The sequence below is a fragment of the Gemmobacter sp. 24YEA27 genome, assembly GCF_030052995.1.
In the GTDB taxonomy this organism is placed as follows: domain Bacteria; phylum Pseudomonadota; class Alphaproteobacteria; order Rhodobacterales; family Rhodobacteraceae; genus Pseudogemmobacter.
In genome coordinates, this window is sequence record NZ_JASJPW010000001.1 from 61074 (window position 1) to 76814 (window position 15741).

General features: G+C 61.2%; 27 protein-coding genes. 1 reads left to right on the plus strand and 26 read right to left on the minus strand.

The features are described 5' to 3' along the window. Positions 1-38 precede the first annotated feature (38 nt). Complete coding sequence (gene rplO / locus QNO18_RS00360) at positions 39-512, minus strand: 50S ribosomal protein L15 (protein ID WP_283176073.1); 474 nt, start codon at positions 510-512, stop codon at positions 39-41. A 223-nt stretch (positions 513-735) separates the two neighbouring features. Between rplO and QNO18_RS00365 the strand changes: the two genes are divergently transcribed. After that, positions 736-1227 carry a TonB family protein gene (locus tag QNO18_RS00365; RefSeq protein WP_283176074.1) on the plus strand — a complete coding sequence of 164 codons (492 nt, stop codon included), beginning with the start codon at positions 736-738 and terminating at the stop codon, positions 1225-1227. 1 nt (position 1228) lies between these two features. Here QNO18_RS00365 and QNO18_RS00370 read toward each other — a convergent pair whose 3' ends face one another. The 25 genes from QNO18_RS00370 to QNO18_RS00490 form a co-directional block, all read right to left on the minus strand. Beyond that, positions 1229-2209: a hypothetical protein gene (locus QNO18_RS00370; protein WP_283176075.1), complete on the minus strand. Its 981-nt coding sequence runs from the start codon at positions 2207-2209 to the stop codon at positions 1229-1231. Between the two features lie 101 nt (positions 2210-2310). Then, complete coding sequence (gene rpmD / locus QNO18_RS00375; RefSeq protein ID WP_092899209.1) at positions 2311-2502, minus strand: 50S ribosomal protein L30; 192 nt, start codon at positions 2500-2502, stop codon at positions 2311-2313. Positions 2503-2507: 5 nt separating this feature from the next. After that, the gene (gene rpsE, locus QNO18_RS00380) at positions 2508-3080 is read right to left on the minus strand and encodes a 30S ribosomal protein S5 (RefSeq protein ID WP_198837600.1); all 573 of its coding nucleotides are present in this window, start codon (positions 3078-3080) and stop codon (positions 2508-2510) included. A gap of 125 nt (positions 3081-3205) precedes the next feature. Continuing rightward, entirely contained in the window at positions 3206-3565 is a 360-nt protein-coding gene (gene rplR / locus QNO18_RS00385; RefSeq protein WP_198837599.1) for a 50S ribosomal protein L18, read from the minus strand. Between the two features lie 11 nt (positions 3566-3576). After that, positions 3577-4110 (minus strand): 50S ribosomal protein L6, encoded by a 534-nt coding sequence (rplF, locus tag QNO18_RS00390; RefSeq protein ID WP_092899215.1) that lies wholly within the window; start codon positions 4108-4110, stop codon positions 3577-3579. A gap of 10 nt (positions 4111-4120) precedes the next feature. After that, positions 4121-4519: a 30S ribosomal protein S8 gene (rpsH, locus tag QNO18_RS00395; RefSeq protein WP_198837598.1), complete on the minus strand. Its 399-nt coding sequence runs from the start codon at positions 4517-4519 to the stop codon at positions 4121-4123. Positions 4520-4531: 12 nt separating this feature from the next. Next, positions 4532-4837, minus strand: coding sequence for a 30S ribosomal protein S14 (rpsN, locus tag QNO18_RS00400; protein ID WP_198837597.1), 306 nt, complete (start codon positions 4835-4837; stop codon positions 4532-4534). A gap of 18 nt (positions 4838-4855) precedes the next feature. Continuing rightward, entirely contained in the window at positions 4856-5416 is a 561-nt protein-coding gene (rplE, locus tag QNO18_RS00405) for a 50S ribosomal protein L5 (protein WP_283176076.1), read from the minus strand. Continuing rightward, the gene (gene rplX, locus QNO18_RS00410) at positions 5416-5721 is read right to left on the minus strand and encodes a 50S ribosomal protein L24 (protein WP_283176077.1); all 306 of its coding nucleotides are present in this window, start codon (positions 5719-5721) and stop codon (positions 5416-5418) included. Before rplX ends, rplE begins: the two co-directional genes overlap by 1 nt. Position 5722: 1 nt before the next feature. Beyond that, positions 5723-6091, minus strand: coding sequence for a 50S ribosomal protein L14 (gene rplN, locus QNO18_RS00415; protein ID WP_013066055.1), 369 nt, complete (start codon positions 6089-6091; stop codon positions 5723-5725). A gap of 88 nt (positions 6092-6179) precedes the next feature. Continuing rightward, on the minus strand, positions 6180-6413 hold the full coding sequence (rpsQ, locus tag QNO18_RS00420) for a 30S ribosomal protein S17 (RefSeq protein ID WP_092899225.1): 234 nt from the start codon (positions 6411-6413) through the stop codon (positions 6180-6182). Between the two features lie 11 nt (positions 6414-6424). After that, a complete protein-coding gene (gene rpmC, locus QNO18_RS00425; RefSeq protein ID WP_092899227.1) occupies positions 6425-6625 on the minus strand; it encodes a 50S ribosomal protein L29 in 201 nt (66 codons plus the stop codon). 183 nt (positions 6626-6808) lie between these two features. Continuing rightward, on the minus strand, positions 6809-7546 hold the full coding sequence (locus QNO18_RS00430; protein ID WP_283176078.1) for an MgtC/SapB family protein: 738 nt from the start codon (positions 7544-7546) through the stop codon (positions 6809-6811). Positions 7547-7709: 163 nt separating this feature from the next. Next, the gene (gene rplP / locus QNO18_RS00435) at positions 7710-8123 is read right to left on the minus strand and encodes a 50S ribosomal protein L16 (protein WP_092899232.1); all 414 of its coding nucleotides are present in this window, start codon (positions 8121-8123) and stop codon (positions 7710-7712) included. 13 nt (positions 8124-8136) lie between these two features. Then, entirely contained in the window at positions 8137-8862 is a 726-nt protein-coding gene (gene rpsC, locus QNO18_RS00440) for a 30S ribosomal protein S3 (protein WP_092899234.1), read from the minus strand. Then, positions 8862-9242, minus strand: coding sequence for a 50S ribosomal protein L22 (rplV, locus tag QNO18_RS00445; protein WP_198837594.1), 381 nt, complete (start codon positions 9240-9242; stop codon positions 8862-8864). The genes rpsC and rplV overlap by 1 nt, the downstream gene beginning before the upstream one ends. Positions 9243-9245: 3 nt before the next feature. After that, positions 9246-9524, minus strand: coding sequence for a 30S ribosomal protein S19 (gene rpsS, locus QNO18_RS00450; RefSeq protein WP_092899238.1), 279 nt, complete (start codon positions 9522-9524; stop codon positions 9246-9248). A 3-nt stretch (positions 9525-9527) separates the two neighbouring features. Beyond that, positions 9528-10367, minus strand: a complete 840-nt coding sequence (rplB, locus tag QNO18_RS00455; protein WP_198837593.1) for a 50S ribosomal protein L2 — start codon at positions 10365-10367, stop codon at positions 9528-9530. 254 nt (positions 10368-10621) lie between these two features. Next, positions 10622-11134: a hypothetical protein gene (locus QNO18_RS00460; protein WP_283176079.1), complete on the minus strand. Its 513-nt coding sequence runs from the start codon at positions 11132-11134 to the stop codon at positions 10622-10624. A 297-nt stretch (positions 11135-11431) separates the two neighbouring features. Beyond that, the gene (locus tag QNO18_RS00465; RefSeq protein ID WP_124085136.1) at positions 11432-11728 is read right to left on the minus strand and encodes a 50S ribosomal protein L23; all 297 of its coding nucleotides are present in this window, start codon (positions 11726-11728) and stop codon (positions 11432-11434) included. After that, entirely contained in the window at positions 11725-12345 is a 621-nt protein-coding gene (gene rplD / locus QNO18_RS00470; RefSeq protein ID WP_092899246.1) for a 50S ribosomal protein L4, read from the minus strand. The genes QNO18_RS00465 and rplD overlap by 4 nt, the downstream gene beginning before the upstream one ends. After that, a complete protein-coding gene (gene rplC / locus QNO18_RS00475) occupies positions 12342-13067 on the minus strand; it encodes a 50S ribosomal protein L3 (protein ID WP_283176080.1) in 726 nt (241 codons plus the stop codon). The genes rplD and rplC overlap by 4 nt, the downstream gene beginning before the upstream one ends. Before the next feature lie 10 nt (positions 13068-13077). Beyond that, positions 13078-13386: a 30S ribosomal protein S10 gene (gene rpsJ / locus QNO18_RS00480; RefSeq protein ID WP_092899250.1), complete on the minus strand. Its 309-nt coding sequence runs from the start codon at positions 13384-13386 to the stop codon at positions 13078-13080. A gap of 333 nt (positions 13387-13719) precedes the next feature. Next, positions 13720-14895, minus strand: coding sequence for an elongation factor Tu (gene tuf / locus QNO18_RS00485; protein ID WP_283176081.1), 1176 nt, complete (start codon positions 14893-14895; stop codon positions 13720-13722). A 117-nt stretch (positions 14896-15012) separates the two neighbouring features. Further along, entirely contained in the window at positions 15013-15717 is a 705-nt protein-coding gene (locus tag QNO18_RS00490; protein ID WP_283176082.1) for a hypothetical protein, read from the minus strand. Positions 15718-15741 lie beyond the last annotated feature (24 nt).

The window sequence follows — 15741 nt, forward strand, 5'->3', positions numbered from 1 at the left end:
TAAGCGACGATGACGCCGCTCACAACCGCTTTGTTGGCTTATTCAGCCGCAGCGTCAGCCTTCACGGTGATCGAGCCGCCAGCGGCCTTGATGGCCTCGACAGCAGCGGCCGAAGCGCCGGTCACGTTCAGTTTGACAGCCGATTTGATCTCGCCCTTGTTCAGGATGCGGATACCGTCGCGCTTGTTGGTGGTCAGGCCAGCTGCAACCAGCGCGTCCTCGTTGATCTCGGCTTTGATGTCGAGCTTGCCCATATCGATGAATTTCTCGATCAGGCCCAGGTTGACGACTGCGTATTCCTTACGGTTCGGCTTCGAGAAGCCGCGCTTGGGCAGGCGGCGATAGAGCGGCATCTGGCCACCCTCGTAACCACCAATAGCCACACCCGAACGGGATTTCTGGCCTTTGATACCGCGCCCTGCGGTTTTACCTTTGCCCGAACCCGGGCCGCGTGCCACGCGCTTTTTCTTACGGGCGGCGCCGGCGTTGTCGTGAAGTTCATTCAGTTTCATGTCGCATACTCCTGGCCGGAACGACCCCGCCTGCGACGGATGGGGCCAACACGGCATTTCTTGGTTGTGAGTCGCAGCCCGCTGGGCCACGCTGGCGCCTATAGACCACCACCCAGCCCCTGGCAAGCCCGGCGTCACCGCTGGCGCCTGACCCCTGAGCGCGGCACGGTCGGACATCACCCCTGGCCGGGGCACGAACCCGGCCATTTGCTCAGGATCCGCTATGACCGCCTCTCCTTCCGCTGCCCGCCTTACTGCCCTTGTCGCAGCCCTCAGCCTGTCACTCTCGCCGCTTGCAGCTGTTGCGCAAGAGCCGGCTGCGCCCGGCGGGGCAGCCCTGCCCGAAGCCGTGAGCGCAGCCGAGGCCCCCGCCACAACCGAAGATTATGTCGCCGCAGTGATCGCACGGATCAACAGTGTCAGGCTGAACACCGCGACGCTGAGAGATGCAGGCATAACCGGTGACTTCACGACACGCGTCGCCTTTACCACCGGCGCCGATGGCCGCCTCGTCTCCAGCGCGGTCTCGGAAAGCTCGGGTCAACCACTGTTCGACAATATCGCCATGGCCCAGATCCGGTCCGCCGAGCCCTTCCCGCTATTCGCGCCGGATATGGGCGATGCGGATCGCAGCTTCTCGATCCTCGTCACCAGCAATATCCCCGCCCTGCCGGAATCCCCCGCCGAAGAGGACGCAGAACCGCCGGCAGAGTGACTCAGAGGCTGGCCAGCCAGTCACACCAGACCGAGGGCGCGCTGCGGCTCAGGGCGATGTCGCGGGCGCGCTCCGCCATGTCCCGGATTTCGCCGCCGCCTGCCGCAAGGCGTTCCATCGCGGCGGCCAGCGCCTCCGGGCTTGCGGGCGGCAGCAAAAGAGCGGTGGCCGCGTCGACATAATCCCGAACCCCGAGCGAATCGGTGATCGCCAGCGGCACGCCCAGCATCTGGGCGCCAACCAGCGTGATATGGCCATTGGGCGTGCGGCCCTGGCGCAGTGGCAGCAGCATCCCGGCTGCCTCGCTGACCAGCCCCCAGGCCTCTGCCGCCGGCAGATTGGTAAAGGCCTTCACATTGGGCGGCAGTTGCAGCCCGGCAAGGTTATAGGGCCGCGCGATCACCACCAGCCGCAGATCGGGACGCAGCCGGGCGGCCTGCAACAGTGTCGGGTAGTCGCGCCCCTCACCGCCAAGCGCGACCAGCCAGGGCTGATCGAAGGGCGCCGCCACCGGCCCTGGTCGTGGCGCCTCCATCGCCCAGGGCAGGAAGGTGAATCGCTCGGGCGGCAGGCCAAAATGGCGCGCATAGAGGTCGCGCTCAAAATTCGAGAAGATGACGAATTCATCGACACGGGACAGGGCCGCGCGATAGGCGCGCAGTTTTTGCCCCTGCGGCAGATCGGTAAAATTGAAGGCAAATGCGATATGCCTTATCGCTGCCCCGCTGCGTGATCCCGGCCCCGCCAGCATGGCCAGCCGCAACGTCGCGCCCGGCAAATGGCTGACCAGCACCGCGTCTGACCGCCCTCGCGCCGCCCTGACCGCGCGGCGCGCCGCAGCCCATGAATTCAGCCGGAGCCCCCAGGAGCGGCTTCCCGGGGCGATGACATGGCATTCCGAACTCAACCCCGGGGTCTGGCAGGACGGATCCGGAAAACGCCAGTCAGGCCCCATCAGTTCGGAAAAATTTACCAGATGCACGCGCGGCCCCTTCGTATTGCGGCGCCATCCTGGCGGCAGTGGCGCAAAAAGAAAACGCCCCGGTCGCGGGGACCGGGGCGTTTTCAGAAATCGTCAGAGGCTCAGCCGCGCTCTTCGATGATCTTCACAAGATGCGGGATCTTGTTGACCATGCCGCGCACTGCCGGAGTATCTTCCAGCTCGCGGGTGCGGTTGATTTTGTTCAGGCCAAGACCGATCAGGGTCTGGGTCTGGATCGCAGGGCGGCGGGCTGCCGAGGCGTATTGCTGGACGACGATGGTTTTCTTGGCCATTTCGATCAGCCTCCCACAGCTTCGGGAGCCGCTTCGGTTTCCGGCTTACGCAGGATCTCGGCGACTTTCTTGCCACGACGCGCAGCAACCGAACGCGGCGAGTTCTCTTTCGAGAGGCCTTCGAAGGTGGCGCGGATCATGTTGTAGGGGTTCTGCGAGCCGAGCGACTTCGCAACAACGTCCTGCACACCGAGCATCTCGAAGACAGCGCGCATCGGGCCGCCGGCGATGATACCGGTACCTGCAACAGCGGTCCGCATCACGACTTTACCAGCGCCGTGACGGCCCTCGATGTCGTGGTGCAGCGTGCGGGCGTCTTTCAGCTGCACACGGATCATCTGGCGCTTGGCCTGCTCGGTGGCTTTACGGACAGCCTCCGGCACTTCTTTCGCCTTGCCCTTGCCGAAACCAACGCGGCCGCGCTGATCGCCAACAACGACGAGCGCTGCAAAGCCAAAGCGCTTACCGCCCTTGACGGTTTTCGACACGCGGTTGATCGCGACGAGGCGATCTGCGAATTCCGGGGTCTCTTCGCGACGGTCGTCACGACGCTCCCGGCGGTTATCACGTTCTGCCATGTGACAGAGTCCTTTCCGTGAGTGGCACGGGCGAGCCGCGCCTGATTTGGGTCAATCCTGGTGAGTGACGGCCACAGGGGCCGCCCTCCCGGATCATCGGGGTGGCGTGACCGCCACCCGCAGGATCAGAACTTGAGGCCGCCTTCGCGTGCAGCTTCTGCCAGGGCTTTGATTTTGCCATGGAACAGGAAGCCACCACGGTCGAAGTAAACTTCTTCGACACCGGCTTTTTTGGCGCGTTCTGCAATCGCTGCACCCACTTTCGCGGCTGCTTCGACGTTGTTTTTGCCAACGACGCCCAGTTCTTTTTCCAGCGACGAGGCAGCTGCCAGGGTCACGCCATTCACATCGTCGATCAGCTGAACGCTGATGTTTTTCGACGAGCGGTGAACGGAGAGACGCAGACGACCTGCATTCGCCGATTTGATTTTGTTCCGTACGCGCAAGCGGCGCTTCAGGAACAGCTCTCGTTTGTTCAAAGCCATTTTTGCGCCCCTTACTTCTTCTTGCCTTCCTTGCGGAAGACGAACTCGCCCTTGTAGCGGATCCCTTTGCCCTTATAGGGCTCGGGACGCTTCCAGTTGCGGATGTTCGCTGCCACCTGGCCGACTTCCTGCTGATCGATGCCCTCGACGGTGATCTCGGTGGGCTTCGGGGTCGTAACGGTGATCCCCTTCGGCACTTCGAAATTCACTTCATGCGAGAAGCCCAGAGACAGTTTCAGAACATTGCCAGCCATCGCCGCGCGATAACCAACGCCCTGAATTTCCATCTCTTTCTTGAAGCCGGTGGTCACACCGGTCACAAGATTTTCGATCATCGAACGCGACATGCCCCATTGCTGACGGGCAATTTTGGAAAGGCCACGCGGGGTGACTTTCACTTCATTGCCCTCAACAGTGACCGACACATTGTCGCCAGCGGTGAAGGAACGGGTGCCTTTCGGCCCCTTGACTTCGATGGTCTGGCCGGAAACGGACGCGGTAACGCCCTTTGCCAGCTCTACGGGTTTTTTGCCGATACGAGACATTAAACCCTCCTCAGAAGACGGTGCAAAGCACTTCGCCGCCAACATTGGCCGCGCGCGCATTTGCATCCGAGAGAACGCCCTTCGGGGTCGAGACGATCGCGACGCCAAGCCCGTTGCGGACCGACGGCAGATCTTCGACGCCCATATACACGCGACGGCCCGGCTTGGAGACCCGCTTCAACTCGCGGATAACCGGCTCGCCTTCGTAGTATTTCAGGCTGATGGTGAATTCGCCCTGACCATTCGAGGTCTCGGCCTTTTCATAACCGCGGATGTAACCTTCTGCGAGCAGCACGTCGAGGACGCGGGCACGCAGGGTCGAAGCCGGGGTCGAAACCGTGGACTTGCCGCGCAGCGACGAGTTACGGATACGGGTCAGCATATCGCCGATGGGATCATTAACAGGCATCTGCTCTCTCCCTTACCAGCTCGACTTGACCATGCCCGGGATCTGGCCGAACGAGGCCAGGTCACGCAGCTTGATCCGCGACAGTTTCAGCTTACGGTAGTAAGCATGCGGACGACCCGTCAGCTGGCAACGGTTGTGCATGCGCACAGCCGAAGAGTTGCGGGGCATCTCAGCCAGTTTCAGAGTCGCCGCAAAGCGCTCTTCAATCGGCTTCTCTTGGTCATTGATTACCGCCTTGAGTGCAGCGCGCTTGACAGCATGACGAGCCGTCAGCTTCTCGCGCTTCACTTCGCGGTTCACCATGGATTTCTTAGCCATGTTTCAGGTTCCTCGCGATCAGGCCGTGAACGGCATGTTGAAATGCTTCAGCAGGGATTTTGCTTCGGCATCCGACTTGGCGTTCGTGCAGATGATGATGTCCATACCCAGAACCTCATCGACTTTGTCGAATTCGATTTCCGGGAAAACGATGTGCTCTTTCAAGCCCATGGCGTAGTTGCCATTGCCGTCAAACGAGGTGCCTTTCACGCCGCGGAAGTCGCGGACGCGCGGCAGGGCCACGTTGATCAGACGATCAAGGAATTCATACATCTTGTCGCCGCGCAGCGTGACTTTGGTGCCGAGCGGCATCTCTTCACGAACGCGGAAGCCTGCGATGGATTTCTTGGCCTTGGTGATGACGGCCTTCTGGCCGGCGATCAGCGAAAGCTCCTCGGAGGCCTGTTTGACCTTCTTGGTGTCTTTCACCGCTTCACCAACGCCCATGTTCAGGACGATCTTTTCCAGACGCGGGATCTGCATATCGTTCTTATAGGAGAATTCCTCCTTCAGAGCGGCGCGGATCTTGGTCTTGAACTCGGCCTTCAGACGCGGGGTATAGGTTGCTTTATCCGACATCAGATAGCCTCCCCGGTGGTCTTGGCGAAGCGGATCTTCTTGCCGTCTTCCTCACGGAAGCCAACGCGGGTCGCTTTGCCGTTCTTGTCCAGGAGCGCGAGGTTCGACAGGTCGATCGGCATCGCTTTCGGGATGCGGCCGCCCTGGCTGCCTGCGGATTGCTTGGCGTGACGGATCGCGATGTTCACGCCATCAACCACAGCTTTGCCGGCTTTCGGCGAAACAGACGAGATCTCGCCTTGTTTGCCCTTGTCCTTGCCGGTCAGAACGACGACGGTGTCGCCTTTTTTCAGCTTAGCAGCCATATCACAGCACCTCCGGCGCCAGCGAGATGATCTTCATGAAGTTCTTCGCGCGCAGCTCACGAACCACCGGCCCGAAGATACGGGTACCGACCGGCTCGCCCTGATTGTTCAGGATGACGGCAGCATTGCGGTCGAAACGGATGGCGGTGCCATCTTCACGACGAACTTCTTTCGCGGTGCGAACGACGACGGCTTTACGCACGTCACCTTTCTTCACGCGACCTTTAGGAATCGCCTCCTTGACCGACACTACGATGATGTCGCCCACGGATGCGTAGCGGCGGTGCGAGCCGCCCAGAACCTTGATGCACTGAACCCGGCGGGCGCCGGAGTTATCAGCTACATCCAGATTGGTCTGCATCTGGATCATTTGGTTTCTCCCGACCTTCGGGGACAGCGATCAACCGCCCCGGGGTATCGCTCAGTTGTAGCTGAACGGTATGGAGAGGACTGATTGCTCAGGCCTCGACCACCACCGTCCAACGCTTCGTCTTCGAAATCGGCGCGCACTCTTCGATACGAACAGTGTCACCCACTTTGAATTTGTTTTCCGCGTCATGGGCGCGGTATTTCTTCGACTTACGGACCGTTTTCTGCAGCAGCGGGTGCTTGAAACGACGCTCGACCGAGACAGTGATGGTCTGCTCGTTCTTGTCGGAGGTCACGGTGCCAGTCAGGATGCGCTTCGGCATGGGTCTGATCCTTACTTCGCAGCTTCAGCGGCTTTTTGGCCGAGAACGGTTTTGATACGGGCCACTTCGCGGCGCACGGTGCGCATGCGGGCGGTGTTCTCAAGCTGGTTGGTCGCTTGCTGGAAGCGCAGATTGAACGCTTCTTTCTTGAGCGCAACAAGGCTGTCACGCAGCTGGTCCGGGGTTTTCCCGGTCAGTTCTTTGGCGGTCATTCGCCTTTTCCTTTTACATTCACCAGAGGGCCCCGACATGTGGCCGGGTGACCTTTGACCTGGTGGATCAATGAAACACCAGCGAATCCCGGCTACCCGGAATCCGCAGGATGGGTTCCCCTACAGGAGGCATCGATAAAGGGCAAGCCAAATCCCCTGATTTTCCTGGGGTGACTGCTGCACTCAGCCGGACTGGGCCGAGTCAAGCGTCAGCGGCGCGATCACCAGCCGGTGAACGCCACCGGCCTCCTGTACCCGGGCGGCAATCGCTTCGGGCGCCGGCAGCGGGCGGCGTGACGAGAGCAGGGTCTCGTAGCGACGCATACCGCTTTCCTGATCCATCTGGTAGCCGACGGCGCCACAACGGATGCCCTGCCGCGCCAGAAGCTCTTCCAGCGCGCCGACGGTCAGTGTGGCTGCCGTGGTCAGCTCGACCTCAAGGCGCGCAACAGGCGAAGGCGGCGCGAGCCACTGAAACACGCGCAGCACCACAAGGACCAGTACGGTGATCGCCGCACCGACGAGGCCCAGCCCCAGCAGGCCGGTCCCGAATACAATCCCGAGCGCAGCCGTCAGCCAGAGCGAGGCGGCAGTGGTCAGCCCCTGCACCGAGCCGCCCTCGCGAAAGATCACCCCTGCCCCAAGAAAGCCCACCCCGGTCAGGATCGCATGTGGCATCCGCGACATGTCCGAGACCACCTGGGTCCCTGCCGGCAGATAGGCCACCCATTCCGCCATCCTCAACCCGAGAATGGTCATCAGGGCCGCAGCAAAGCATAACAGCGTGTGGGTTCTGATCCCGGCGGGCTTGCGGTTCAGCTCTCTCTCCGCCCCGATCAGCCCTCCGGCCACGAGGCTGCACATAAGCGGGATCATCACATCGCGATCCTGCAATGCGGTCAGAACGGTCTCAGGGGTCATTGAAAGCTCCGGTCAGAGGTGTCGGGCTCAACCCCGGTCCTCAAGAACAGTTCCCCCCGGCCCTGAGCCGCCGGTGACTTTTCGCCTGTCACCGCGACCACAAACGAGAAGGCCCCGGCGCAATCGCGCCGGGGCCCCTCAAAGCCCGGATATGGGCCTGTTCTTACCAGTCTTCGCGCGCGACGATGCGCGAGGTGACCGGCAGTTTCATCGCGCCGAGACGCAGGGCTTCACGAGCGATTTCCTCGTTCACACCGTCGATCTCGAACATGATGCGGCCAGGCTTCACCTTGCAGGCCCAGTAATCGACCGAGCCCTTACCGGAACCCATCCGGACCTCGGTCGGCTTTGCCGAAACCGGGGTATCCGGGAAGATACGGATCCAGACACGGCCCTGACGCTTCATGTGACGGGTGATCGCGCGGCGGGCCGCTTCGATCTGCCGCGCCGTGACGCGCTCGGGTTCGGTCGATTTCAGAGCAAACGAGCCGAAGTTCAGGGTGGAGCCGCCTTTGGCTTCGCCCTTGATGCGGCCCTTGTGCATCTTGCGGAATTTAGTGCGCTTTGGTTGCAGCATTGTTCAATACTCCTCAGGCGCGCTCACGGTCGCCACGCTCACGGCGCGGACCGCGGGGTGCCGGAGCATCCGCTGCCTCTGCCAGGCGACGATCGTGGGCTTGCGGATCATGCTCAAGGATTTCGCCTTTGAAGATCCAGACTTTCACACCGATGATCCCATAGGGGGTTTCGGCTTCCGACAGCGCATAGTCGATGTCAGCACGAAGCGTATGCAGCGGCACGCGGCCTTCACGGTACCATTCGGTACGCGCGATTTCCGCACCACCCAGACGACCAGCCACGTTCACACGGATGCCGAGGGCGCCCATGCGCATCGCGTTCTGCACGCCACGCTTCATCGCACGACGGAACGACACACGACGCTCCATCTGTTGTGCGATCGACTCGGCCACCAGCTGGGCATCGACTTCGGGCTTGCGCACTTCGACGATGTTCAGATGCAGGTCCGAGGCAGTGAACGCCGCGACCTTCTTGCGAAGCGTCTCGATGTCAGCGCCTTTTTTGCCGATGATCACACCCGGACGCGCCGAGTAGATGGTCACGCGGCACTTGCGGTGCGGACGCTCGATGACGACTTTCGAGATGCCGGCCTGTTTGGCTTCCTTGTGGATGAACTCACGGATGCGGAGATCTTCCAGAAGCAGGTTGCCGAAATCTTTCGATTCAGCGAACCAGCGGCTGTCCCAGGTACGGTTGACCTGAAGGCGCATGCCGATCGGATTGACCTTCTGACCCATTATGCCGACTCCCCGGACTGACGAACCTTGATGGTGATTTCGCTGAACGGCTTCATGATTTTGCCGAAGCGACCACGAGCCCGCGGACGGCCCCGCTTCATCACCAGGTTCTTGCCGCACCAGGCTTCCGCCACGATCAGGCTGTCAACGTCGAGACCATGGTTGTTCTCGGCATTGGCAATCGCGGATTGCAGGACTTTCTTCACTTCGCCAGCGATACGACGCTTGGAGAAGGTGAGGTCGGCCAGCGCCTTGTCGACTTTCTTGCCGCGGATCAGACCCGCAACCAGATTCAGTTTCTGGGGCGAGGTGCGCAGCATACGTGCCACGGCCATCGCCTCATTATCCGCCACGCGGCGCGGATTCTTTTCCTTACCCATGGCTTACTTCCTCTTGGCTTTTTTGTCGGCAGCATGCCCGTAATAGGTACGGGTCGGCGAATATTCACCGAATTTCTGGCCGATCATGTCCTCGGTCACCGCGACCGGAACGTGTTTTTTGCCGTTATAGACGCCGAAGGTAAGTCCGACGAATTGCGGCAGGATGGTGGAACGGCGCGACCAGATCTTGATCACTTCGTTCTTGCCCGACGCGCGCGACGCTTCTGCCTTTTTCAGGACATAGCCATCGACAAACGGGCCTTTCCAGATGGAACGTGCCATGGATCAGCGCCCTTTCTTCTTGGCGTGACGCGAGCGGACAATGTATTTGTCCGTCGTCGAGTTGGTGCGCGTACGGGCGCCCTTGGTGGGTTTGCCCCAGGGCGTGACCGGGTGACGACCACCGGAGGTCCGGCCTTCACCACCACCATGCGGGTGGTCGATCGGGTTCATCGAGACGCCGCGGACAGTCGGACGCACGCCCTTGTGGCGCATACGACCGGCTTTACCGAAGTTCTGGTTCGAGTTGTCGGGGTTCGACACGGCACCGATGGTTGCCATGCATTCCTGACGGACCAGACGCAGCTCGCCCGACGAGAGGCGGATCTGCGCATAGGAGCCGTCACGACCGACGAATTGTGCGTAGGTGCCTGCGGCGCGAGCCAGCTGACCACCTTTGCCGGCTTTCAGTTCCACGTTGTGCACGATGGTACCGATCGGCATGCCCGAGAAAGGCATCGCATTGCCGGGCTTCACGTCGACTTTGGCGCCGGCGACAACAGAGTCACCAACGGCAAGACGCTGGGGCGCGAGGATATAGGCCTGCTCGCCGTCAGCATAGCGCACCAGCGCGATGAATGCGGTGCGGTTGGGGTCGTACTCGATCCGTTCGACGGTCGCGGCGACATCCCATTTTGCGCGTTTGAAATCCACGATGCGGTAGAGGCGCTTTGCCCCGCCGCCCTGGTGGCGCACAGTAATCCGTCCGGTATTGTTCCGACCACCATGTTTACGCAGACCTTCGGTCAGCGCTTTAACAGGGCGGCCCTTCCACAGCTCCGAACGGTCGATCAGAACCAGCCCGCGCTGGCCTGGCGTCGTAGGTTTATAAGACCTGAGTGCCATGTTCTCTGTCTTCCGTTTGCTTCATGGGCCATAAGTGCCGCCCGCTGATCTTGCGATCTGAAGGTGGCTTTTCGGCCCGGGGTTAAGGGCTCCGAAGATCCCCGGCTGAGTTGCCTTGCCCCTTCAGGTGAAAGAGGTCGGCAAAACCAAAGACCCCCGGACGAATCCGGGGGCTTTGGGATGGAGGGCTGGTAACAGAAAGAAGTTGGGGCGGCAACCGCTCTGTGCGCTTTTTCCGCCCCCCCTGCCCCGCCCTAGCGCTGCGCGGTGACGAAGAGCTCTTCGGTCGCCGCGTCATAAGCGATATATCCCACAGTGTCAGGCTGGGCCGCGCCGCTGCCGATCTCGACCACGGTGCCGTCGACAGGTCGGATATGGCCGATCAGCAGCTGGTCGGCGACCCCCTCTTCGATCAGCGCGACAAAGGCGCCATCTTTCCAGACCGCGATCCTGCCATCGAAGAACTCACAGCCGCCACCGTCTTTGGGCGTGGCGATGGCGGCGAAGCTGACCAGTTCAAAGTCGTAGAACGTGACCTCACTGGTCACCACCCAGTCGCCATCAGCGAGGATCTTGCCGGGGGCCGAGAGGTCATCACTCGCCGGGTAGCACTGGTTCTCAGCCTGGATCCCAACCGGGTTGCCGGTCACGGCCTCGCCGCCGCTGACGAGGAAATCCCTGGTCTCGCTGGAGACCGTAAAGGCATTTCCAGAGAAGGGCAGCAGGGCAAGGCAGGTTGCCGCAATGGCGGATTTCGACAGCGACATGGTCTCTCCGGTTTTGTCAGGCGGCGCCGGGCGTCACGGTGGCGCGGCTCCGGCACCTTGGCTTTGTGCCCCCGCTTATGCGCGGCTTCAATGCAGGTATCCCCTGGTTGACAAATGATGTCACCACTCCTGCCAGGCCACCAGAAGGCCCGCCCGGGCGCCCTGGTCGTACCGGCAGCGGGCCAGGAGACCCCTGGCACCGCCTGCAGCCCTGAGCCCCTTTTCTCAATGCCCTGCCCCACAAAGGAAAAAGCCCCCGCTTTCGCAGGGGCTTTTCCGGTTCAGGGGATCTGACGATCAGAGGCCGGTCGATACGTCGATCGTGTTGCCCTCTTCGAGGGTCACATAGGCCTTTTTCACGTCCGAACGCTCACCGGCGCGGCCGCGGAAACGCTTGGCCTTGCCTTTGGTGATGGTGGTGTTGACGGCTTTGACCTTGACGCCAAAGACAGCCTCGACGGCCTCTTTGATCTGCGGCTTGGTCGATGCCATCGCAACCTGGAACACAACCGCGCCATTTTCCGAGGCCATAGTGGCTTTCTCGGTGATGACCGGCTTGCGGATCACGTCGTAATGTTCGGGTTTCGCGCTCATTTCAGGCGAGCCTCCAGAGCTTCGATACCTGCTTTGGTGATCACGAGCGTGTCACGCTTCAGGATATCATAGACATTGGCGCCGATGGTCGGGAGCACGTCCACGCCTTCGATGTTGCGCGCAGCCAGTGCGAAATTCGCATCAACCGTTGCACCATCGATGACCAGAACGCGTTTCCAGCCACGCTCGCCCAGGGTTTTGGCCAGAAGACCGGTTTTCGCATCGGCCAGCGCGAGGCTGTCGAGGATCACCAGTTCGCCGGCTTTGGCCTTGGCCGAAAGCGCGTGACGCAGACCGAGCGCACGGAACTTCTTCGGCAGATCATGGGCGTGGCTGCGGGGCTGCGGGCCCTTATAGACACCACCGTGACGGAAGATCGGAGCTTTCTTGGACCCGTGACGTGCGCCACCGGTGCCTTTTTGCTTGTAGATCTTCTTGGTCGAGTAGCTGACATCCGATTTACCCAGCGTCGAATGGGTACCGGCCTGTGCTTTCGCACGCTGCCAGCGGACCACACGGTGCAGAATGTCGGCGCGCGGCTCAAGGCCGAACAGCGCTTCGTTCAGGTCAACCGAACCGGCTTTGTCGCCGTCGAGTTTGATCACATCAAGTTTCATGCTTCACCCCCTTCGACTGCTTCCACAGCCGGAGCAGCAGCACCCGCGAGCGCCTTGACGGCAGCCGGACGCGGAGCGTCAGCATGCGGAGCCTTTTTCACGGCATCCTTGACAGTGACCCAGCCGCCGGCCGAACCGGGGACAGCGCCCTTGACGAGGATCAGACCACGCTCTGCATCGGTCTTGACGACCTGCAGGTTCTGGGTGGTGACGCGAACGGCCCCCATATGGCCAGCCATCTTCTTGCCTTTGAACACCTTGCCGGGGTCCTGGCACTGGCCGGTCGAACCGTGCGAACGGTGCGAAACCGACACACCGTGCGACGCGCGAAGACCGCCGAAGTTGTGACGCTTCATCGCACCCTGGAAGCCTTTACCAAGCGAGGTACCGGCAACGTCGACGAACTGGCCCGAAACGTAGTGCTCGGCCGAGATTTCGGCGCCCACTTCGATCAGGTTGTCAGGCGAGACGCGGAACTCGACCAGCTTGCGCTTGGGGGCGACATTCGCTTTCGCGAAATGGCCACGCTGCGCGGCAGTGGTGCGCGAAACTTTGGCAGTGCCGGCGCCGAGCTGAACAGCGGTATAGCCGTCAACGTCGTCGGTGCGGTTTGCCACGACCTGAAGGGCGTCAAGCTGCAGCACCGTGACCGGGATCTGCTTGCCGTCTTCCAGGAACAGCCGGGTCATGCCCAGCTTCTTTGCGATAATACCGGAACGCATTTTTGCCCCCTTACACCTTGATCTCGACATCCACGCCAGCGGCGAGGTCGAGCTTCATCAGCGCGTCCACGGTCTGGGGGGTCGGATTGACGATGTCGAGAAGACGCTTATGGGTACGGATTTCCCACTGGTCGCGCGACTTCTTGTCGATATGCGGACCACGCAGAACCGTGAATTTCTCGATTTTGTTCGGCAGCGGGATCGGCCCGCGGACTTCTGCACCGGTGCGCTTGGCCGTGGAAACGATTTCCTGGGTGCTGGCATCCAGCACGCGGTAATCGAAGGCCTTGAGGCGGATGCGAATGGTCTGACCTTGCATTGCTTCTTCCTTCGGAACGTCATGATGAGGCCAGGATGGCCGCATCCGATAGGTTCACATGTTGACGGTCTTTTTCTCTGAACGGGCGGAACAAACTACCCACCCGAAGAATCAGGCAGACGGCACTTTCCAGCGCCGCGCGCCCCTTTTGCACCAAAGCATGAGGAAATCAAGGCCCCTGCCCTGCGAATCGCCGAAAACACCTGAAGAGGCTGGGCCCTCTTCCTGCCCCTTCACCCCTGACTTCTGTGGAATACACCCGCCCGGGGGCTTGCAACGAAAAAGGCCGCCCCGAAGGGCGGCCTCTGGATCACAAAGCCCGAAGGCTTCAGATCACTTGATGATTTTCGCAACGACGCCTGCACCAACGGTGCGGCCGCCTTCGCGGATTGCGAAGCGCAGTTTCTCTTCCATGGCGATCGGCGCGATCAGTTCGACTTCGAACTTCAGGTTGTCGCCCGGCATCACCATTTCGGTGCCTTCCGGAAGCTTGACCATGCCGGTCACGTCCGTGGTGCGGAAGTAGAATTGCGGACGGTAGTTCGCGAAGAACGGCGTGTGACGGCCACCCTCTTCCTTGGTGAGGATATAGGCCTCAGCTTCGAAAGTGGTGTGCGGCAGAACCGATTTCGGCTTGCACAGAACCTGACCACGCTCGACGCCGTCACGGTCGACGCCGCGCAGCAGCGCACCGATATTGTCGCCGGCTTCACCGCGGTCGAGCAGCTTGCGGAACATTTCCACACCGGTGCAGATCGACTTCGAGGTCGGGCGGATGCCGACGATCTCGACTTCGTCACCGACGTTGATCACGCCGCGCTCGATACGACCGGTCACAACCGTGCCGCGGCCCGAGATCGAGAACACGTCTTCGATCGGCATCAGGAAGGGCTGGTCAACAGCGCGCTCCGGGGTCGGGATATAGGCGTCGACAGCCGCGATCAGTTCGCGGATCGAGTTCTCGCCGATCTCCGGATTGGTGCCGTTCATCGCGGCCAGAGCCGAGCCTTTGATGATCGGAATATCGTCGCCCGGGTATTCGTAGGACGACAGAAGCTCGCGGATTTCCATCTCGACGAGTTCCAGAAGTTCCGGGTCATCAACCTGGTCGACCTTGTTCATATAGACGACCATGTAGGGGATACCCACCTGGCGGCCGAGCAGGATGTGCTCACGGGTCTGCGGCATCGGGCCGTCAGCGGCGTTCACCACGAGGATCGCGCCGTCCATCTGGGCCGCACCGGTGATCATGTTTTTGACGTAGTCGGCGTGGCCGGGGCAGTCAACATGGGCGTAGTGACGCGACTCCGACTCATACTCGACGTGAGCGGTCGAGATCGTGATGCCGCGGGCGCGCTCTTCCGGAGCACCGTCGATCTGGTCATAGGCTTTGAAGTCACCGAAATATTTGGTGATCGCGGCCGTCAGGGTCGTCTTGCCGTGGTCAACGTGGCCGATCGTGCCGATGTTGACGTGCGGTTTGTTCCGTTCAAACTTTGCCTTTGCCATCCTGGCCGCCCTTGCTCTGCGGAGCCCCCCTCGCGGGAAACCCCTGGTTCACTCGGGCGGCGACTTAACGATGGCGACAGGGAAAATCAAGTGTCCGTTGGTGTCGCGTCCATCGCATCACCCCTTCGGAGCACGCTTTGCTGCGGTCGCGCTCTTGCCCGCGGGCAAAGCGGCTGCGGTCGCGGCTGCAGCCGGATCCTGGGCCTTATCTTCTGCGGGCTTCGCCTCTGCGGCTTCGATTTCGGCCTCACGAGCGGCAAGCAGTTCTTTTTGTTCGTCTTTTGTCAGGCCAAACCAGTCGGGATGTTCCAGAAGCCAGGCCTCGATCTTCTGCACCGCATTATAGCTCAGCGCCTCCATCTGCTGGGCCTTGGTGCGGGTCAGACCTGTGCCGATCACGCTTTCCCCCGACAGCCCCTCAAAAATGGTGAATTTTTTACCCTCGTCATTGAGCTTTTTCGCCTTCGCGTCGTCCCAGATATTGGCGGTGATGGCGAGCACGGATTTCGGAGCGGCAACGACCGGGATTCCCGGAGGGGCAAGCGCATAGCCATCGACGGAGATGCCGATATTGTAAATGCGGCTGCCCTGATAACGTTTTTGCCCGAAGCGGTCATCGACCGCTTTCTGCATCACCTTCTGCCATTCCTCGGGCGTCGCATCGCGCGAGATCGGCACTTTCTGCACATTGTCTGCCACGATGATGTTGTGGCCAAGCACAAAATCACCAAAGGGCATCGGAGGCTCGTTCAGATCTGCCTTCCCGCCACAGGCGGCCAGCGAGCAAACAAGGGCGAAAGAGGCAAATCCGCGCAGATACAAAGCAGAACTCCGGTTGAGACGCCC